The sequence below is a fragment of the Saccharopolyspora sp. NPDC045941 genome, assembly GCF_056431445.1.
On sequence record NZ_JBWKKU010000018.1, the window covers coordinates 86,969 to 105,092 of the forward strand.

At 72.1% G+C, this 18,124-nt stretch carries 20 protein-coding genes; 12 read left to right on the forward strand and 8 right to left on the reverse strand.

What is annotated here, in order from left to right:
* Nucleotide 1: 1 nt before the first annotated feature.
* The 4 genes from AC07FN_RS17015 (at nt 2) to AC07FN_RS17030 (ending at nt 2,558) form a co-directional block, all read left to right on the forward strand.
* The gene (locus AC07FN_RS17015) at nt 2–982 is read left to right on the forward strand and encodes a VWA domain-containing protein (protein ID WP_478396511.1); all 981 of its coding nucleotides are present in this window, start codon (nt 2–4) and stop codon (nt 980–982) included.
* A gap of 225 nt (nt 983–1,207) precedes the next feature.
* Complete coding sequence (locus AC07FN_RS17020; RefSeq protein ID WP_478396462.1) at nt 1,208–1,561, forward strand: class I SAM-dependent methyltransferase; 354 nt, start codon at nt 1,208–1,210, stop codon at nt 1,559–1,561.
* Nucleotides 1,562–1,798: a hypothetical protein gene (locus AC07FN_RS17025; RefSeq protein WP_478396463.1), complete on the forward strand. Its 237-nt coding sequence runs from the start codon at nt 1,562–1,564 to the stop codon at nt 1,796–1,798. It begins immediately after the preceding gene.
* Nucleotides 1,799–1,835: 37 nt separating this feature from the next.
* Nucleotides 1,836–2,558, forward strand: coding sequence for an MgtC/SapB family protein (locus AC07FN_RS17030; RefSeq protein ID WP_478396464.1), 723 nt, complete (start codon nt 1,836–1,838; stop codon nt 2,556–2,558).
* An 85-nt stretch (nt 2,559–2,643) separates the two neighbouring features.
* Here the strand turns inward: AC07FN_RS17030 and trxA are convergent, their stop codons facing one another.
* Nucleotides 2,644–2,997 (reverse strand): thioredoxin, encoded by a 354-nt coding sequence (trxA, locus tag AC07FN_RS17035; RefSeq protein ID WP_132486129.1) that lies wholly within the window; start codon nt 2,995–2,997, stop codon nt 2,644–2,646.
* A gap of 96 nt (nt 2,998–3,093) precedes the next feature.
* The gene (locus tag AC07FN_RS17040) at nt 3,094–5,946 is read right to left on the reverse strand and encodes an FAD-binding and (Fe-S)-binding domain-containing protein (RefSeq protein ID WP_478396465.1); all 2,853 of its coding nucleotides are present in this window, start codon (nt 5,944–5,946) and stop codon (nt 3,094–3,096) included.
* A gap of 276 nt (nt 5,947–6,222) precedes the next feature.
* Between AC07FN_RS17040 and fabG the strand changes: the two genes are divergently transcribed.
* The 3 genes from fabG to AC07FN_RS17055 all read left to right on the forward strand — a co-directional run bounded on the left by fabG (nt 6,223) and on the right by AC07FN_RS17055 (nt 8,912).
* Nucleotides 6,223–6,927, forward strand: a complete 705-nt coding sequence (gene fabG, locus AC07FN_RS17045; protein WP_478396466.1) for a 3-oxoacyl-ACP reductase FabG — start codon at nt 6,223–6,225, stop codon at nt 6,925–6,927.
* Between the two features lie 130 nt (nt 6,928–7,057).
* A complete protein-coding gene (fabI, locus tag AC07FN_RS17050) occupies nt 7,058–7,825 on the forward strand; it encodes an enoyl-ACP reductase FabI (RefSeq protein ID WP_358575866.1) in 768 nt (255 codons plus the stop codon).
* Nucleotides 7,826–7,892: 67 nt separating this feature from the next.
* A complete protein-coding gene (locus tag AC07FN_RS17055; RefSeq protein ID WP_478396467.1) occupies nt 7,893–8,912 on the forward strand; it encodes a ferrochelatase in 1,020 nt (339 codons plus the stop codon).
* A 62-nt stretch (nt 8,913–8,974) separates the two neighbouring features.
* Here AC07FN_RS17055 and AC07FN_RS17060 read toward each other — a convergent pair whose 3' ends face one another.
* A complete protein-coding gene (locus tag AC07FN_RS17060) occupies nt 8,975–9,748 on the reverse strand; it encodes a hypothetical protein (protein WP_478396468.1) in 774 nt (257 codons plus the stop codon).
* 140 nt (nt 9,749–9,888) lie between these two features.
* On the opposite strand from AC07FN_RS17060, the gene AC07FN_RS17065 reads away from it, so the two are divergent.
* The 3 genes from AC07FN_RS17065 to AC07FN_RS17075 all read left to right on the forward strand — a co-directional run bounded on the left by AC07FN_RS17065 (nt 9,889) and on the right by AC07FN_RS17075 (nt 12,382).
* Nucleotides 9,889–10,695, forward strand: coding sequence for a DUF3097 domain-containing protein (locus AC07FN_RS17065; protein WP_478396469.1), 807 nt, complete (start codon nt 9,889–9,891; stop codon nt 10,693–10,695).
* An 87-nt stretch (nt 10,696–10,782) separates the two neighbouring features.
* Nucleotides 10,783–11,214 (forward strand): NfeD family protein, encoded by a 432-nt coding sequence (locus AC07FN_RS17070; RefSeq protein ID WP_452612570.1) that lies wholly within the window; start codon nt 10,783–10,785, stop codon nt 11,212–11,214.
* Between the two features lie 16 nt (nt 11,215–11,230).
* Nucleotides 11,231–12,382, forward strand: coding sequence for an SPFH domain-containing protein (locus AC07FN_RS17075; RefSeq protein WP_452612569.1), 1,152 nt, complete (start codon nt 11,231–11,233; stop codon nt 12,380–12,382).
* 55 nt (nt 12,383–12,437) lie between these two features.
* On the opposite strand, the gene AC07FN_RS17080 is transcribed toward AC07FN_RS17075, so the two are convergent.
* The 3 genes from AC07FN_RS17080 to AC07FN_RS17090 are packed head-to-tail and all read right to left on the reverse strand — an operon-like array spanning nt 12,438 to nt 14,473.
* On the reverse strand, nt 12,438–12,833 hold the full coding sequence (locus tag AC07FN_RS17080) for a VOC family protein (RefSeq protein WP_132486113.1): 396 nt from the start codon (nt 12,831–12,833) through the stop codon (nt 12,438–12,440).
* Between the two features lie 4 nt (nt 12,834–12,837).
* Nucleotides 12,838–13,665: a helix-turn-helix domain-containing protein gene (locus AC07FN_RS17085; RefSeq protein WP_478396470.1), complete on the reverse strand. Its 828-nt coding sequence runs from the start codon at nt 13,663–13,665 to the stop codon at nt 12,838–12,840.
* Between the two features lie 10 nt (nt 13,666–13,675).
* Nucleotides 13,676–14,473: a class I SAM-dependent methyltransferase gene (locus AC07FN_RS17090; RefSeq protein ID WP_478396512.1), complete on the reverse strand. Its 798-nt coding sequence runs from the start codon at nt 14,471–14,473 to the stop codon at nt 13,676–13,678.
* Nucleotides 14,474–14,603: 130 nt separating this feature from the next.
* Between AC07FN_RS17090 and AC07FN_RS17095 the strand changes: the two genes are divergently transcribed.
* Nucleotides 14,604–15,200 (forward strand): TetR/AcrR family transcriptional regulator, encoded by a 597-nt coding sequence (locus AC07FN_RS17095; RefSeq protein WP_478396471.1) that lies wholly within the window; start codon nt 14,604–14,606, stop codon nt 15,198–15,200.
* Nucleotides 15,201–15,206: 6 nt separating this feature from the next.
* On the opposite strand, the gene AC07FN_RS17100 is transcribed toward AC07FN_RS17095, so the two are convergent.
* Nucleotides 15,207–16,304, reverse strand: coding sequence for a winged helix DNA-binding domain-containing protein (locus AC07FN_RS17100; RefSeq protein ID WP_478396472.1), 1,098 nt, complete (start codon nt 16,302–16,304; stop codon nt 15,207–15,209).
* Between the two features lie 146 nt (nt 16,305–16,450).
* Complete coding sequence (locus AC07FN_RS17105; RefSeq protein ID WP_478396473.1) at nt 16,451–17,041, reverse strand: DinB family protein; 591 nt, start codon at nt 17,039–17,041, stop codon at nt 16,451–16,453.
* Between the two features lie 61 nt (nt 17,042–17,102).
* Here AC07FN_RS17105 and AC07FN_RS17110 point away from each other — a divergent pair, with 61 nt between their 5' ends.
* Nucleotides 17,103–18,092, forward strand: a complete 990-nt coding sequence (locus AC07FN_RS17110) for a helix-turn-helix transcriptional regulator (protein WP_478396474.1) — start codon at nt 17,103–17,105, stop codon at nt 18,090–18,092.
* Nucleotides 18,093–18,124 lie beyond the last annotated feature (32 nt).

An 18,124-nucleotide genomic window follows, 5' to 3' on the forward strand; every position in this document is an offset into this window, starting at 1 on the left:
GTTGAGTTTGTCGGGATTCGCCACGCCGTGGTGGTTCCTGCTGTTGTTGGTGGTCGCGGCACTGGTCGTCGGCTACGTGTGGGCGCTGCGGCGCCGCCGCCGGGACACGCTGCGGTTCAGCAACCTGGAGGTGCTCGACCAGGTCGCCTCGAAGCGGCAGGGCTGGTGGAAGCACGTGCCGCCGGCGCTGCTGGGAGTGGCGCTGATCATGCTGACGGTGGCGCTGACCGGCCCGACCGCCGAGCAGCGGATCCCGCGCAACCGGGCCACAGTGATGCTCACCATCGACGTGTCCCTGTCGATGAAGGCCACCGACGTCGAGCCCAGCAGGCTGGAGGCCGCGAAGGTCGCCGCGAAGGAGTTCGCCGACAAGCTGACGCCGGGCATCAACCTCGGGCTGGTGTCCTTCGCGGGCACCGCGACGGTGCTGGTGATGCCGACGACCGACCGGGCCGGTGTCAAGCAGGCCATCGACAGCCTGAAGCTGGCGGAGGCGACGGCCACCGGCGACGGGATCAACGCCTCGATGCAGGCGATCGACTCGTTCGGCAAGATGGTCGGTGGCCCGGCCGGGGCACCGCCGGCGCGGATCGTGCTGATGGCCGACGGCGGGCAGACGATCCCGCGCGACATGGACGCACCACGCGGCGCCTACACGAAGGCCAAGGAGGCCAAGCAGGCCGGCATCCCGATCTCCACGATCTCGTTCGGCACCAAGCACGGCAGCATCGAGATCCAGGGCGAGCAGGAGTGGGTCGAGGTCGACGACGACGCGATGCAGGAGATCGCCCGGCTCTCCGGCGGCGAGTTCCACAAGGCGGCCAGCGCGGAGCAGCTGCGCGAGGTGTACGCGACGCTCGGTGAGCAGATCGGCTACGAGACCAAGCACACAGATGCCAGCAAGCCGTGGTTGGTGCTGGGTACGCTCGCCGCGATCATCGCGGCCGGGGTGTCGATGTTCGCCGGCCGGAGGTTGCCTTAAGGGGTTTCAGAATGGGTTTGCGTGGCGGTGCAGGTGGCGGCCCCCCTGCGGGAGTTACAGACGCCGCCTGGACTGTGGGGAGCCCCGACTTATGTATGTCCAATACGCGGCGGCGAGGCTGTCCTCGCCAGGCGACGTCTGAGAACCCGCGGCGGTGCGAGCTGAGTCCCTCACCGCATGCGGCTGACGCCGCATTCTGAAAACCTCTTAGCGACGGGAGCGCCGGTGGGCCAGGCAGCGGGTTTTCTGTGGGAGTTCGTCAAATCGCCGACCACGACCGCTGCGGTCGGTCCCAGCTCCCGGTCGTTGGCCGAGCAGATGGTCGCGCCGGTCCCGCACTCGGGCGACCCGGTGGTCGTCGAGCTGGGGCCGGGAACCGGCGCGTTCACCGAGCTGATCCAGCGCCGCCTGGGCGGCAGGGGGCGTCACTTGGCGCTGGAGCTCAACGCGAGGTGGGCGGCAGAGCTGGGGGAGCGGTTCCCGGCGGTGGAGTCGGTGTGCGCGAACGCCCGGGAGCTGCCGGAGTTGCTGCGGGAGCGGGGTTTGCGGGCCGACGTCGTGGTCAGCGGACTGCCGTAGGTGGCGCACGCGCCGGTGGCCGGGGTGCCGCTGATCCGGCTGGTCGCCGAGTCGCTCGCGCCCGGCGGCGCGTACACGCAGTTCGCCTACACCTGGACGCGGTGGGCCCCGCCGGCTCGCCGGCAGCTCGCGGACCTGCGGGCCGAGTTCGAGGAGACGGTGATCAGCCGGACGGTCTGGCGCAACCTCCCGCCGGCGGTGGCCTACCTGGCCCGGCGGCCGCGGCGGGCGAGCTGATCGTGACCGCGCGGCGGCGGTGCGTTACGTTCCAGGGGTGTCTGATGCGGTAGTAGCCGGGTTCGGCGAGGTTCCGCTGCTCATCGAGCTGGGCACTGCGCTGCTGCTGTCCAGCCTGGTCGGGCTGGAGCGGGAGGTCCGGGCCAAGAGTGCCGGGCTGCGCACGCACGCCCTGGTCGGCGTCGGAGCGGCGCTGTTCGTGCTGGTGTCCAAGTACGGCTTCGGTGACCTGCTGGCGTTCGACAGGGTCTCGTTCGACCCGTCGCGGGTGGCGGCGCAGGTGGTCTCGGGCATCGGGTTCATCGGCGGCGGGTTGATCTTCGTGCGCCGGGACGCGGTGCGCGGTCTCACGACCGCGGCCACGGTGTGGCTGGTCGCCGCGATCGGCATGGCCTGCGGCAGCGGACTGGTGCTGCTGGCCGCGGTGGCGACGGCGGTGCACTTCCTCGTGGCGATGGGCTATCCGCGGTTGTTGCGGTTGATGCGCAAGTCGCTGAGGGAGCCGCAGGTGCTGCGCGTCGGCTACCTCGACGGGTACGGCGTGCTGCGGAGCGTGTTGACGCTGTGCACCAGCCGCGGGTGGACGGTGATGGACCTGGAGGTCGAGCGCGAGGACACCGACGACGAGCGGCAGCGGACGGTGATGGTCGCGCTGCGGCTGCGCGGGAAGGTACCGGCAGCCGCGCTGGTCGAGGAGATCAGCGCGATGCCGGGCGTGCTGCACACCGCGGTCGGGGAGTCGTTCGAACCAGGCTTCTAGCGACTTGCGTCTTCGAAGCGGCGAAGACGCTCAGCCCATCTGCGCATCCCGCACCGCTGCGCAAGACGAGCCCAACGAATGCTGGTCATTCCTTCGCGCTGTTGCGGACTTCTTCCATGTCGAGTTCGCGGGCCTGGCGGATGAGGTCTTCGAAGACGTTCTCCGGCAGGGCGCCGGGCTGCTGGAAGACCAGGACGTTGTCGCGGACGATCGCCAGCGTCGGGATGGAGCGGACTTCGAAGGCCCCGGCGAGTTGCGGCTGGGCTTCGGTGTCCACCTTGGCGAAGACGATGTCGTCGTGCTTCTCCGCGCTGCGCTCGAAGACCGGCGCGAACATCTTGCACGGGCCGCACCAGTCGGCCCAGAAGTCGATGATCACGAACTCGTTGCCGGAGACGACCTCATCGAAGTTCTCGGTGGTCAGCTCGACCGTTGCCATGTGCTTTCCCTCCTGGGCGGTTGCGGGCGTACCGGGGCAACGCGGCGTGGCCGTCCGCGCATTCCCGGGAGAGTGTGTCGCATCCGCCACCCCCGGTCACGGAACGCCGAGGGCGCGGGCGACGAGGCTGGCGAGGTGGACCGGTTCGGCGTCGGTGGTCTGGCGGAGCTGGGTCCGGCAGCTGAAGCCGTCGGCCACGATCTCGGTGCCGGAGTCGGCCGCTCGCACGGCCGGGAGCAGGACCTGTTCGGCGCAGGCGATCGACACGTCGTAGTGGCCGCGTTCGAAGCCGAAGTTGCCCGCCAGGCCGCAGCAGCCGGAGTCCAGCACCCGCGCGCGGGTTCCCGTTGCGTCCAATGTGGCCTGATCGGCGGCGAAGCCGAGTTCGGCGTGCTGGTGGCAGTGGACCTGCACCAGCGCCTCCGGCCCGGTCTCCCGCTGCCACCGCGCGCGGGTCGGCTCGACCTGCTCGGCGAAGGTCTTGGTCGCGGCGGCCAGCGCGGCGACGTCCGGGTCGTGCGGTGCGAGTTCGAGCGCATCGTTGCGCAGGAACGCGGTGCAGCTGGGTTCGAGGCCGACCACCGGCAGGCCGCGGTCCAGCTGCGGGCGCAGCAGGCGTGCGGTGCGGCGGGTCACGGCGCGGGCGATGCGCAGCTGCCCGGTCGAATGCCAGGTGAGCCCACAGCAGACCGGTGCGCGCGGCATTTCCACGGCGTGGCCGAGCGTTTCGAGCGCCGCGACGGCGTCGCGGCCGATGCGCGGGTCGAAGTGGTTGGTGAAGGTGTCCGGGAACAGCACTACGCGAGTGGTGGGATCGGAGATCGTGCGCCGACCAGACCACCACGCCTGTAGTGTCCGCGCGGCCAGCTGCGGCACCTCGCGGCGCGCGTCGATCCCGCCGAGCCGCTTGATCGCGGGCGCCAGCGGGCCGGCCAGGACCCGGTTGGCCAGCCGGGGCGCGCGGTGTCCGGCGGCCAGCCACAACGGCAGGAAACCCATCGAGTAGTGCGCGGCCGGGCGGATGCGGCGCCGGTAGTGGTGGTGCAAGAACTCGGCCTTGTAGGTCGCCATGTCGACGTCGACCGGGCAGTCCGACTTGCAGCCCTTGCACGATAGGCACAGGTCCAGCGCGTCCCGGACCTCCGGCGAGCGCCAGCCGCGGCGGACGACGCGACCGGCCAGCATCTCGAACAGCAGGTGCGCCCTACCCCGGGTGGAGTGCTTCTCCTCCTTCGTCACGCGGTAGCTCGGGCACATCACCCCACCTGTGGTGTTCAGGCACTTGCCCATCCCGACGCAGCGGCGCGCCGCGGCGGCGAGGTCGCCGGAGTCGGCGTGCAGCGCCAGCTCGGTCCGGCCGGGCAGCCGGGCCGGGGCCACCAGCAGCCGCAGGTCGGCGTCGGCCGGGCGCGGGCGCACGATCTGGCCCGGGTTGAGCAGGTCGTCCGGGTCGAAGGCGGCCTTGAACCGCTCGAACGCCTTGATCACCTCGGGCGGGTACATCCGGGCCAGCAGCGCCGACCGGGCCCGGCCGTCGCCGTGCTCCCCGGAGACCGAGCCGCCGTGGGCGACGACCAGGTCCGCGGCCGCCTCCAGGAAGTCCCGGTACTCGGCCGCGCCGGGCGAGGACAGCAGGTCGAAGTCGATGCGGACGTGGATGCAGCCGTCGCCGTAGTGGCCGTAGGTCACCCCGCGGCGGCCGTAGGAGGCCAGCAGCGCGTCGAACTCCCGCAGGTAGGAGCCCAGCCGCTCGGGCGGCACCGCGGCGTCCTCCCAGCCGGACCACCGCTCGGAGCCGGCCATCCGCGTCGAGTACCCGGAGCCCTCCTCGCGGATCTTCCACAGCGCCGCCATCCGCGCCGGAGCGGTGTGGATCACGCTCTCCGCGCGCTCGCCCATCGCCGCCGCGATGCGTCGCGCCGCCGCCTCGGCTTCGCCCTGATCGGCGCCACCGGATTCGACGAGCAGCCAGCTCCGCCCGCCGGGCAGCAGCGGCAGCGCGGGGGAGGCCGGGTTGCGCCGCCGCACGACGTCGACGAGTTCCGCGCTGAGCCCCTCGATGGCCAGGGCGTCCAGCCCGCGCAGCCGGGGCACTTCGTCGGCGGCGGCGTAGGTGTCGGGGAAGCCGAGCACCGTCATCGCCCGGGCCGGCGGCGAGGGCACCAGCTGGACCGTCGCGCCCAGCACCACGGCGCAACTGCCCTCGGTGCCGACCAGCGCCCTGGCCAGGTGGAAGCCGTTCTCCGGCAGCAGCTGGTCCAGGTTGTAGCCGGACACCCGCCGGGTGAGGTCCGGGAACGAGCGCCGGACCAGGTCGCCGGCGTCGTCGCGCAGCGCCCGGAGCTCCTGGTAGAGCCGCCCGGTCCGGTCGCCGCGCGAGCACAACCGGTCTAGCTCGGCCGGCGTGGTCTCGCCGACCTGCAGGCGGGTGCCGTCTGCGAGCAGCACGTCCAGCGAATGCACGTTGTCGACGGTCTTCCCCCAGGCCACCGAGTGCGTGCCGCAGGCGTTGTTGCCGATCATGCCGCCGAGCGTGCAGCGGCTGTGAGTGGATGGGTCCGGCCCGAAGGTGAGGCCGTGGCCGGCGACGGCCGCGCGCAGCGAGTCCAGCACGACGCCCGGCTGCACGCGGGCCAGCCGGCGCTCGGGGTCGACGTCCAGGATCCGGTTGAGGTGCCGGGAGAAATCGAGCACCAGGCCGGGCCCCACGGCGTTCCCAGCGATGCTGGTGCCCGCGCCGCGTCCGGTGACCGGCACGCCGTGGCGCCGCGCGACGGCGACCGCCGCGGCCACGTCGTCCTCGTTGCGAGGGAACACGACGCCGACCGGCACCTGGCGGTAGTTGGAGGCGTCGGTGGAGTACATCGCGCGGGTGCCGGGGTCGAAGCGGGCCGGGCCGGAGAGCTCGCCGCGCAGTTCGGCGGCCAGGACGTCGGCTGAGGTTGCCATGCAAGCGCCTCCCGGGTTTGCTGATCGGGCCGGTCCTCGTTCGGTCGTGCGCAAGTCGGAGATCCCGGAGTCCGGGTGGCGAATCCCGCGAGGTTCCGCCGCCCGCACCGAGGCCCCGACGTTTCCCTAGCGCAGTGTGCCTGCTCTCGTCGCTGTAGGGGGACCACGACATGGCGCAGTTTTTTCTGTATGGAGGCGATGAGCGGCCGTGGGTGACGAGCGGATAATGTCGCGGCTGAAACGAATCTTGCGGCATTGTTCGAGGGGAGATCCACAGTGGCACGGTCCGTTCTGGTGACCGGCGGCAACCGCGGCATCGGGTTGGCCATCGCGAAGGCCTTCCAGGCCGCCGGGGACAAGGTCGCGGTCACGCACCGCGGATCGAGTGCCCCGGAAGGGCTGTTCGGCGTCCAGTGCGACGTCACCGACCCGGATCAGGTGGCTGCGGCCTTCGACGAGGTCGAGGCCGCGCACGGCCGGGTCGAGGTGCTGGTGGCCAACGCGGGCATCACCGACGACACGCTGCTGCTGCGGATGAGCGAGGACCAGTTCGGCCGGGTCATCGACGCCAACCTGGCCGGTTCCTTCCGGGTGGCCAAGCGGGCGGCGAGCAGCATGCTGCGCCTCCGCCGGGGCCGGATGATCTTCATCTCGTCGGTGGTCGGGCTCTCCGGCGGGGCCGGGCAGGCCAACTACGCGGCGAGCAAGGCGGGCCTGGTGGGCCTGGCCCGCTCGATCGCCCGCGAGCTCGGTTCGCGCAGCATCACGGCGAACGTGGTGGCGCCCGGCTTCGTCACCACGGACATGACCGACGCGCTGTCCGAGGAGCGGAAGAAGGAGATCTTCGGCCAGATCCCGCTGGCCCGGTTCGCCGCCGCCGAGGAGGTCGCGGGCACCGTGGAGTGGCTGGCCTCCGACGCCGCGGCCTACATCACCGGCGCGGTGATCCCGGTCGATGGCGGCCTCGGGATGGGCCACTGAGCCCGGCCCCCTGCGGACGAACACTGTGGACGGACGCAGTGGACGATCCGGTCTTCTCGCGCCCGGCGGCGGCGCCCGGCGGTAGTCGCAGGTGCCCAGGCGCCTCACGAAAGCATTGCGGAGGAAATACGTGAGCGGATTGCTCGAAGGCAAGCGGATTCTGGTCACCGGTGTGATCACCGACGCGTCGATCGCGTTCCACGCGGCCAAGGTCGCGCAGGAGCAGGGCGCCGAGGTGGTGCTCACCGGATTCGGCCGGATGAGCCTGGTGCAGCGCATCGCGGGACGGCTGCCCAAGCCCGCGCCGGTGCTGGAGCTGGACGTGACCAACGCCGAGCACCTCGACAGCCTCGCCGACCGGGTGCGCGAGCACGTCGACGGGCTCGACGGCGTGCTGCACTCCATCGGCTTCGCCCCGGCGTCCTGCCTGGGCGGGGACTTCCTGGCCGCGCCGTGGTCGGACGTCTCGACGGCGCTGGAGGTCTCGGCGTACTCGTTCAAGTCGCTGAGCACCGCGACGCTGCCGCTGCTGTCCGAGGGCGCCTCGATCGTCGGCATGGACTTCGACGCCCGCGTCGCCTGGCCCGCTTACGACTGGATGGGCGTGGCCAAGGCCGCGCTGGAGTCGACCTCCCGCTACCTGGCGCGCGAGCTGGGGCCGAAGGGCGTCCGGGTCAACCTGGTGTCGGCCGGTCCGGTGCGGACGATGGCGGCCAAGTCGATCCCGGGCTTCGCCGACCTGGAGGCCGGCTGGGGCGACCGCGCGCCGCTGGGCTGGGACGTCAATGACCCGACGCCGGTGGCCAAGTCGGTCTGCGCGGTGCTGTCGGACTGGCTGCCCGCGACCACCGGCTCGATGATCATGGTCGACGGCGGCGTGCACGCCCTCGGCATCTGAGGCTGTCGCGGCCCGCAGCCGGTGCCCCCGGCTGCGGGCACTCACCGCTCGGCGGCATCATGGTCGGGTGAGCTTTGATGCGTTGCTGTTCCTGTCATTCGGTGGGCCCGAAGGTCCGGATGAGGTCCGGCCGTTCCTGGAGAACGTGACCAGAGGCAGGGGAGTGCCGCCGGAACGCCTCGACGAGGTCGCCGAGCACTACCACCACTTCGGCGGGGTGTCGCCGATCAACCGGCTCAACAAGGACATCATGTCCGCGCTGGAGGCCGAGCTCGCCGAGCAGGGCCGCCGGCTGCCGGTGTACTTCGGGAACCGCAACTGGCACCCGATGGTCGAGGACACCGTCGCGAAGATGGCCGACGACGGGGTGCGCCGCGCGCTGGTGTTCGCCACGTCCGCGTGGGGCGGTTACTCGGGCTGCAAGCAGTACCACGAGGACATCGCGCGGGCCCGCGCCGCGGTCGGCGACTGGGCGCCGGAACTGGTGAAGATCCGGCAGTTCTTCGACCACCCGCTGTTCATCGAGGCCAACGCCGACGCGGTCCGCCGCGCGTTCGCCGAGCTGGACCCGGCGCAGCGCGAGCAGGCGCGGCTGGTGTTCACCGCGCACTCGATCCCGCTGAAGGCCGACGCGCAGGACGGGCCGGACGGCCGCCCGCAATGGTATTCCCGCCAGGTCGCGGAGGCGTCGCGGCTGGTCGCCGAGGCGGCCGGGGTGGACGCCTACGACCTGGTGTGGCAGTCGCGGTCGGGCCCGCCGCAGGTGCCCTGGCTGGAGCCGGACATCTGCGACCACCTCGACGACCTGCACGCCAAGGGCGTCCAGGCGGTGGTGGTCAGCCCGATCGGCTTCGTCTCCGACCACCTCGAGGTGATCTGGGACCTGGACAACGAGGCCGCGGAGAAGGCCGCCGAGCTGGGCATGGGCTTCGCCCGCGCGGCGACGGCGGGCCCGGACCCGCGCTTCGCGAAGCTGATCGTCGAGCTGATCGCGGAGCACACCGACGGAGCCGAGCCCCGCAAGCTCTCCGAGCTGCCGGCGGCGGGCTCCAGCACCAACGGAGAACCCTGCGCCCCGGGCTGCTGACGCCCGGACCTGGCGAAACGATGGGGGTCACCTTCAGGCGAAGGTGACCCCCATCGTCTTGTTCAGGGCTTTTCCGCGTGGTCGCCGAGGACGCGGACCATTTCGGCGACCGACGCGCGGCGGGCCGCCCGGACCGCGTCGAACAGCGGGCGCAGGGCCTCCGTGCGGCCGCGGATCGCCGAAGCCGACAGGGCGCCGCCGGGAGCGTCGTCGGTGGCGACCCACAGGATCGCCTCCACCTCGGTGGCTCGCTGCAGGATGCGCAGGGTGCGCTGCGGCACGCCCTCGGGCCACGGCGGCACCGGGCGGGCCGAGATGGTCTGGGCGATCTCCTCGCGGACCCCGGGCCGGTGCTTGGCGACGCCGAGGTCGATCAGCGCGGTGGCCGCTTCCCGCATCGCCGAGGCCATGCCGTGCTCGGCCTCGCCGATCGGCAGGTGTTCGGCCGGCGGCAGGTCCCCGATGCCGAACGCCGTCCAGCGCAGGATTCCTTCGGCGATGCGCTGGGGGACCAGGCCTATCCCGGCCTGCGGCAGCACGACGGCCTCGCCGCCGCGCATGGCCAGCTTCGCGAACGGGCTCGCACCACCGAGACCGCGGACATCACCGGGCACCGGCAGCACCAGCTGGCCGTCGCCGGCGCCGGCTTTGCGCAGCGCGGCCAGCAGCAGCGCTGGACCGGCCGGGGTCTCCTGCGGGCCGGGGAGGTCCAGCCGCGCGGCCAGTTCCTCGTCGGCGGCGAGCACTTCCTGCGACTCGGCCCAGGTCTGCAGGGCATCGAGCACGTCGTCCGAGGCGGCTGCACCGTGCAGCCAGGCGGACGTCCAGACAACCATCGTGGCGCTTGGGCAAGGCACGTCGAGAGAGGGTACGGACCGGATCCGGGTCGTGTCGTCCCGGGGGCTGCGACTGTGATCTGCGCTTCGGCGGCGCGCCGCCGACCACGTTGTCCCCGATCGGATTAACGTGACGTCCCGTGCGTTCGGTCAACTACGGCAAGGACATCCTCACGGGCCCGCGGCGGCGGAAGGTGCCCGAGATCCCCGCCGAACCCGGCCTGGTCGTCGAGGACCCGGCCAGCGGGTTCTGCGGCGCGGTGCTGCGGGTGGAGAAGGACACCGTCGTGCTGGAGGACCGGCACGGCAAGCAGCGGTTGTTCCCGATGCGGCCGGCCGCGTTCCTGTTCGAGGGGAAGCCCGCGACGCTGGTGCCGGTGCGCGGCGGCGCGCCCGCGAAGCCGAAGCGGTCGGCATCCGGGTCGGTGCGCGTCGAAGGACTGCGGGCGCGCACCGCGCGCGGCAGCCGGATCTGGGTGGAGGGGCAGCACGACGCCGAGCTCGTCGAGCGGATCTGGGGGCACGACCTGCGGGTGGAGGGCGTGGTCGTGGAGCCGCTGCACGGCGTCGACGACCTGCCCGGGCTGCTGGCGGAGTTCGCGCCCGAGCCGGGGCGGCGGGTCGGCGTGCTGGTGGACCACCTGGTGCCCGGCAGCAAGGAGTCCCGCCTCGTCGAGGGCATCGACGACCCGGACGTGCTGATCACCGGCCACCCGTTCGTCGACATCTGGGAGGCGGTCAAGCCCCAGGTGCTGGGCATCCCCGGCTGGCCGCGGGTGCCGCGCGGGACGGACTGGAAGCAGGGCGTCTGCGCCGAGCTGGGCTGGGGCGAACCGGCCGACGGGTGGCGGCGGGTCCTGTCGTCGGCGTCGGGCTTCCGGGACGTCGAGACGCCGCTGCTCGGCGCGGTCGAGCGGCTCATCGACTTCGTCACCGAGCCGAGCTGAGCCGAGCGCGGCCGGCGACATCACGCGTTGATCACGTCGCGAGATTCGTCCATTCCCGCTCTCGCGGCGTCTGTCACCATGGGTGATATGACGCCTGCGCTGCTTTGGCTCATCGCCGGGGTACTGCTGATCGGTGCCGAGGTGCTTTCCGGGGAATTCGTCCTGGTGATGCTCGGCGCCGCGGCGCTGGGTGCCGCCGGCGCTTCGGCGCTGGGTGCGCCGCTGCCGGTGGACGCGGTGGTGTTCGCGGTGCTGGGACTGGGGTTGGTCTTCCTGGCGCGGCCCGCGTTGAAGCGCCGGCTGCGACTGCCGCACGAGCTCAAGACCAATGTGGACGCCTTGGTCGGCAAGCACGCACTGGTGGAATCCACTGTGGACGCGCATGGTGGTCAGGTGCGCATCGAGGGGGCGCTGTGGTCGGCGCGGGCGTTCGACGAAACCCAGGTTATCGAGGCGGGCCAGACGGTCACCGTGATGGAGATCGCGGGCGCGACCGCCGTCGTGTGGGCCGAGCCGTGAGGAGATTGATGTACGCATGACCGGACTGATCGTGCTAGTGGTCGTGGTGCTGCTGGTGCTGATCATCGCCGTCAAGTCGGTGATGGTCGTGCCGCAGGCCCAGTCGGCGGTGATCGAACGGCTCGGGAAGTTCCGGTCGGTGGCCGAGCCGGGGCTGAACTTCCTGGTGCCGTTCTTCGACCGGGTGCGCGCCCGGATCGACCTGCGCGAGCAGGTCGTCTCGTTCCCGCCGCAGCCGGTGATCACCCAGGACAACCTGACGGTGTCCATCGACACCGTGGTGTACTTCCAGGTCACCGACTCGCGCTCCGCGGTGTACGAGATCTCCAACTACATCATCGCGGTGGAGCAGCTGACGACCACGACGCTGCGCAACGTGGTCGGCGCGATGAGCCTGGAGGAGACGCTGACCTCGCGGGACGCGATCAACACGCAGCTGCGCGGGGTGCTGGACCAGGAGACCGGGCGCTGGGGCATCCGGGTCGCGCGGGTCGAGCTCAAGGCGATCGACCCGCCGCCGTCCATCCAGGACTCGATGGAGAAGCAGATGCGCGCCGACCGGGAGAAGCGCGCGATGATCCTCAACGCCGAAGGCGCGCGGGAGTCGGCGATCAAGACCGCCGAGGGCCAGAAGCAGGCCTCGATCCTCGCGGCCGAGGGGCAGAAGCAGGCGGCGATCCTGGCCGCCGAGGCCGACCGCCAGTCCAGCATCCTGCGGGCGCAGGGCGAGCGGGCCAGCCGGTACCTGCAGGCGCAGGGCCAGGCGAAGGCGATCGAGAAGGTCTTCGCGGCCGTCAAGCGCGGCAAGCCGACGCCGGAGCTGCTGGCCTACCAGTACCTGCAGACGCTGCCGCAGATGGCGCAGGGCGACGCGAACAAGGTGTGGCTGGTGCCCAGCGAGTTCGGCAAGTCCCTGGAGGGCTTCGCGCGGATGCTCGGCGCGCCCGGCGAGGACGGCGTGTTCCGCTACGAGCCGCCGAAGGAGGAGCCGCCGACCGGCGCGCCGGAAGAGGAGGAGGACTCGGTCAAGTCCTGGTTCGACACCTCGACCACGCCGGAGGTCGCGGAGGCCGTCCGGGCGGCCGAGGCGGTGGCCCGCAAGGAGGTGCCCAGCGCGACGGACCTGGGCACCCGTGCGCTGCCGGAGCAGCCGGAGCAGCAGGGCTGAGCTGAAGTCAGGAGAAGGGCCCGGCGGAACGTGGTTTCCGCCGGGCCCTTCTCGTTCAACTGCCCGCGTAGGTCCCGAAGCTCCAGGTGTTGCCTTCCGGGTCGCGGACGACGAAGTCCCGCGAGCCGTAGTCCTGATCGGACGGTTCGAGGACGACTTCCGCCCCGGCCGCGACGGCGCGTTCGAACAGCGCGTCGGGATCGTCGGTGACCACGTAGGCGGTGCCCGAGCCCCGCGGTTTGGCGAACGGGCTCGCCTGGTCGCAGGTGCCGAACATGATGCCGCCGCCGTGCGGCCAGCCGAGTTCCACGTGCACGATCTCGCCGTCGTCGCCGGGCACGATCAGGGTTTCCTCGAAGCCGAAGGCCTCGACCAGGAAGCGGATGGCGGCCTTCTTGTCGGTGTAGGGGATCAGCGGCCAGATGCCGGTTCGCGTCGCGTTCGTCGTCATGGCCTCAGGATGCGTCGGCGAGGTGCGTCGCGCCTTGGACGAATGGAAGCTCCTCGGCCATCCACCGCGACGGCGGCACGCCGGTGAACTCCAGCCAGTCGCGGTTGAAGTGGGCCTGGTCGGAGTAGCCGCAGTCGGCGGCGACGTCGGCGAGGCTGCCGCGGGCGCCGCTGATCAACCGGCCGCGCGCCTGTTCGAGCCGCATCACCCGGCTGATCAGCTTGGGCGGCAGGCCGAACTCGCGGCGGAACCGCGAGCCGAGGTGCTGGCGGCTCCAGCCGACGTCGGCGGCCAGGGACGCGACGGGAGCGTGCCCGTGCGTCTCGGTCATCCGCCGCCAGATCCAGCCGAGCTCGGGGGAGGGGAGGGTGGCCGGGGCGGCGAGCCGGGCGAGCGCGTCGTTGAGGAGGGCGAAGCGATCGCTCCAGGTGGTCGCGTCGCGCAGCCGTTCGACGAGTCCCTCGGTGGCGGCCGCGCCCAGCAGGGCGGCGAGGTCGATGCCGGTGTCGACGAGTTCCCCGGCGGGCATGCCCAGCAGCGCGCGGGCGCCCAGCGGCGTCAGGCCCAGCTGGATGCCGTGCTGCAGCTCGCCGTGCGTGATCCGGGTCGGTTTGCGGTGCAGCCCGCCGACGAGGGCGGTGTAGGACTGCGCTGGTCCCGAATCGGGGGTGATGTCGACCGTTTCGTCCAGGGTGAGGATCACGGTCAGGCTCCGCGACGGCAGGCCGCGGTGCACGCCGGGCGCCGAGCGGATGCGGTATCCCGCCATGTCGGCGATCAGCGGTCGCAGGTGGGGCGGCGGCGTCGCCTTGACGTACTGCGTCTCAGCCACGCCCCGCAGACTAGACGCCGGGACTGACGCCCACGTTGCCCGACTCGACGGCTGCACCGGATCGCGCCGCGGTGGCCGCCAACGTCGTGTAGAAGAGCGTGAAGCCGCCCCCGATCTCGTCGATGGCGGTCCCGACGGCGTCCAGCACCTCCGCCAGCTCGTCCGGCGGGAGCCCGGTGAGGCCGCCGGTGGTGCGCAGCAGGTTCAGCCATTCCTCGCGGGTGTAGCGCTGCTCCCAGTCGAATCGCCACTGCTCCGGCTCGCCGAACGCGCCCGCCTGCCGGATCCCGTCGGCGGCCCGGGCGAACATCGCCTGGTGGACGTCCAGAGCGGGTCGGGCGCGGACGTCCAAGGGCGAGTCCGGCGCCACCCGCCGGTAGGCCGCGGCGAAGGCCTCCGCCACCGGGGCAGGGGGCTCGAAGACATGCGAGAACACCGCCAGCCGGCCGCCGGGCCGAAGCACTCGCGCGGCCTTGGTCGCGCCCGCGACCGGGTCCACCCAGTGCCAGGCCTGACCGGCGACGACCGCGTCGAAGGTCCGGTCGGCGGGGTCCCACGCCTCGAACGTCGCCACCTCGACCTCGACACCGGTTCGCCGGGCGAACTCGGCCATCCGCGCGTCGGGGTCGACGCCGAGCACGGCGCAGCCGGCCGCCTGGAACTGGCGGGCCTCGATGCCCGTGCCGCAGCCGACGTCGAGGACGTCGCGGCCGGGGCTGGCGGCGACGATCCGCTCGACCAGGGCGTCGGGGTAGTGGGGCCGGGCCTCGTCGTAGCGCTCGGGGTCCACGCCGAACGACTCCGCCATCTTCCGGGCTCGATGCGGCTCGGGACGGGCCGGGGACGACTCCCCGGGCGATATAGTGGGCATGTGCCCACCCTAGTGGGCACATGCCCACTAGGGCAACGGGGCCATCGAGGTGCGGAGGGATTGCGCGGTGCCGACCGGGGTGCACATTCGTGACGCGCGACAGCAGTTGTTCGACGCCGCCGAGCGCGTCTTGCTGCGGGACGGGCCGAGCGCGCTGACCAGCAGGGCGGTCACCGACGAGGCGGGATGCGCCAAGGGCGTCCTGCACCGGCACTTCGCCGACTTCGACGCCTTCCTCGCCGAGCTGGTGCGGGATCGCATCGCCCGGATCGAATCCCAGACCACTAGCCTCCGCGCAGCAGCCGGGACCGGCACCGTCGCGGGCAACCTCACCGGTGCGCTGACGGCCCTGTTCGACTCGGTCGCGTCGGCGATCGTCGGCCTCGTCGTCTTCCGGGACGAGCTCCGCGCCCGGCTGCGCCGGAGCGGGCTCGCCCACGGCCTCCCGCTCCTGGCGGAAGCCGGCGCCATGATCGCCTCCTACCTCGCCGACGAGCGCGAGCTGGGCCGCATCGCCGCCGACGCGGACGTCGACTCGCTCGCGCTCTCGCTGATCGGGGCCGGGCACCTGCTGTTCGCTGGTGGGGCATCGCCGGATGCCGGAGCCGTCGACAAGGTCGTCACCGCGGTGATCGCCGATGTCGTGCAGCGGCGCCTGCTGTGAACCGGTTCACCGGGGAGAGGTGATCCGCACGCGGTCGCTGTCGTCGTCGGAGAGGAACGACGCGAGCTCCTGGCCATGCTCGGCGACGGCGGTGCGGTCGGCCTGGGAGAAGCGGCGCAGTGGGGTGACGATCACGGTGTCGGCCTCGACGGTCCAGGTCGCGGCGACCCGGCCGTCGACCAGGACGAAGCGAGCGCCGGTGACCGACAGGCCGCGATGGGCGTCGTCGATGATCCGGCTGCGGTCGTCGTAGCCGAGGACCGCGTTGTCGAACGCCGGGAGGAACCGTACCGGGGCGGGTGTGCCGGGGTCGGGGCGCGGCGCGTCGGGCAGATCCAGCAATTTCCGGCCTCGCTCGTCGCGGAGGACCACCAGCTCATCGCGCATCGCGGCCACCGCTGCGGGCAGTCCGGCGAGGCCGCACCAGGCGCGCAGGTCGGCCGACGAGGCCGGGCCGAACGCGGCCAGGTAACGCCGCACCAGCGCCTGTCCCACCGGGTCGGAGCCGTCCGGGGGCAGCGGGTCGATCTCGCGCCCCAGCCAGTGGGAGAACAGTGCGTTGCGCACGCCTGCCTTCGCCCGCCAGAGCCCGCGCGGCGGTAGCTGCACCACCGGGATGAGGGCGGCGAGCAGCATTTCGCCGAGCGCCCGCACCCCTGCCGTCGGCCAGCGCTCGGTGAGAGCCCGCGCGAGTTCGGGCATCGAGCGCGGCTCGCCGTCGGCCATCACCGCCCGGCCCGCCGCCGCGAGCTCGTCGAGATCGACTCCGTCGAGCTCGCGGCGGTAGGTCCCGAGCACCCGCTGGCGCAGCATGGCGTCGTAGCGGGCCCGCCAGGACAGCGCGTCGTCGGCGGTGACGAGGTGGACGGTGCGGCGCATGAGGTGGATCCGCACCACGCCCCGCTCCGTCAGCAGGTCCGAGAGCGCCGTCGGGGTAAACGCGCGCAGCCGGGACCAGAGTCCGACGAACGGCTCTTGCGGTTCTTGCGCTTGCAAGCCGCCGAGGTGGGCGACGGCGTCGAGAGCAGGCATGTCGGCGCGATCGAGCAGCAGCTGCCGGGCCAGCGTCGCGCGGTTGAGCGCCCGGGCGTCGAGAACGGTCATCGGGCCGGCACCTCGCCGATGATCCGGACTCGGTCGATCATGGTTCCTGGGCGGTGGCGGAGGACCCGCCCACGCTCGCGCATCTTCACAGCGACGCAGTTCCTTTCGATTCCGTGCAAACCCGATCTGGTCGAGACGGCGCCGGGTCAGCTCGCCGTCTGGCCGTCGAGCGTCTCGCGCAGGATGTCCGCGTGCCCAGCGTGCTGGGTGGTCTCGGCGATGACGTGCACCAGCACCCGGCGGACGCTGCGCACAGCTTCCGGCTCGTTCCAGGGCGCTTCCGGCAGCGGGTGCGTCGCAGACAGGTCGGGAACGGCGGCGATGATCTCCGTGCTGCGGGCGGCGACCTGCTCGTAGCGCTCGATGACCCCGGCCAGCGTTTCGCCGGGCAGCATCTGGAAGTCGTTCTGGTGGTCGATCGCCCACTGCGGGATCTCGCGTGCGGTACCGGCCGCCATGTCCGCCCAGGTGACACCGTCGGGCAGGTCGAAGCGCATCGCCGACGGCCCGTCGAGCACGAAGCGCATCCACTGTTCCTCCATGGACGCCACGTGCTTGATCAGCCCGCCCAGGCACAGCGCGCTGGCCGTCGGGCGCTCGCCGGCCTGCTTGTCGCTGAGCCCGCGCGTCGTGTTGATCAGGGCGGATCGCGCGGTCGCGAGCGCGGTGAGCAGGTCGGCCCGCTCGCCGTCGAGGGTGGCGGTCACGCCCGTGCGGTCGTTCTCGTCGTTCGGCATGAGACCACGGTCGCAGGAGAAGCGGTCAGGTTGTGGCCTCTTCTCGGGGCAGTATTGATTCATGCCGAAGACATCCGCGCGACTGCTGTCGCTGCTCTCCCTGCTCCAGGCGCGCCGCGACTGGCCGGGGGCGCTGCTGGCCGAGCGGCTGGAGGTCAGCGAGCGGACCGTGCGCCGCGATGTCGACCGCTTGCGCGAGCTCGGCTATCCCGTGGTGGCGACCAAAGGCCCGGACGGCGGGTACCGGCTGGACGCGGGCGCGGAACTCCCGCCGCTGCGGTTCGACGACGAGCAGGCCATCGCCCTCGCCGTCGCGCTCCAGATCGCCGCCACCGCCGGTGCGGGCATCGAGGAAGCCGCGTCGCGAGCGCTGAACACCGTCCGGCAGGTCATGCCCGCACGGCTGCGCCGCCGGATCGACACCTTCCAGATCACCGCCGTCGAGCGGCCCGCGACCGCACTGCCCCCGCGGGTCGATAGCGGCGTGCTCTTGGCGCTCAGCGCCGCCGTCCACGCCCGCGAGGTGCTGCGCTTCGACTACGCGCCCGTGTCCCCGTCGCGGATGGACAACGGTGGTGCGCCGCGCCGGGTGCAGCCGCACCACCTCGTCACCTGGGGCGGGCGCTGGTACCTCGTCGCCTGGGATCTCGACCGCGAGGACTGGCGCACCTTCCGCGCGGACCGGATCACCCCGCGCATCCCCACGGGACCCCGCTTCGTCCCGCGCGAGCTGCCGGGAGGTGACGTGGCCGCCTTCGTCTCCGGCAGGTTCCGGGGCTTCGACGGCTCCGGCGACTGGCCCTGCCGCGGGGAGGTGATCCTCGACGTGCCCGCCGGCGCGGTGTCCCCTTACGTCCGGGACGGCGTGGTCGAGGAGCTCGGCCCGAACCGCTGCCGGCTCGTCCTCGGCTCCTGGTCGTGGCCAGGCCTGGCCGCCACCATCGGCAGGTTCGACGCGGACATCGAGGTCGTCGGGCCGACCGAGCTCAAGGACGCCTTCGCGCACCTCGCCCGCCGCTTCGACGCCGCGGCGAGCGGCCGGAACCGCTAGGGGAGCGCGGCCCGCCAGTTGCCGTGGAATCC

Bases quoted from the DNA above. Each gene is read 5' to 3' on its own strand.
- AC07FN_RS17100 (WP_478396472.1), bottom strand. From the start codon at position 16,304: ATGACCGTTCTCGACGCCCGGGCGCTCAACCGCGCGACGCTGGCCCGG.
- AC07FN_RS17090 (WP_478396512.1), bottom strand. From the start codon at position 14,473: ATGGCGGAGTCGTTCGGCGTGGACCCCGAGCGCTACGACGAGGCCCGG.
- AC07FN_RS17105 (WP_478396473.1), bottom strand. From the start codon at position 17,041: ATGCCGAACGACGAGAACGACCGCACGGGCGTGACCGCCACCCTCGAC.
- AC07FN_RS17040 (WP_478396465.1), bottom strand. From the start codon at position 5,946: ATGGCAACCTCAGCCGACGTCCTGGCCGCCGAACTGCGCGGCGAGCTC.
- AC07FN_RS17110 (WP_478396474.1), top strand. From the start codon at position 17,103: ATGCCGAAGACATCCGCGCGACTGCTGTCGCTGCTCTCCCTGCTCCAG.
- AC07FN_RS17060 (WP_478396468.1), bottom strand. From the start codon at position 9,748: ATGGTTGTCTGGACGTCCGCCTGGCTGCACGGTGCAGCCGCCTCGGAC.
- trxA (WP_132486129.1), bottom strand. From the start codon at position 2,997: ATGGCAACGGTCGAGCTGACCACCGAGAACTTCGATGAGGTCGTCTCC.
- AC07FN_RS17070 (WP_452612570.1), top strand. From the start codon at position 10,783: ATGACGCCTGCGCTGCTTTGGCTCATCGCCGGGGTACTGCTGATCGGT.
- AC07FN_RS17075 (WP_452612569.1), top strand. From the start codon at position 11,231: ATGACCGGACTGATCGTGCTAGTGGTCGTGGTGCTGCTGGTGCTGATC.
- AC07FN_RS17080 (WP_132486113.1), bottom strand. From the start codon at position 12,833: ATGACGACGAACGCGACGCGAACCGGCATCTGGCCGCTGATCCCCTAC.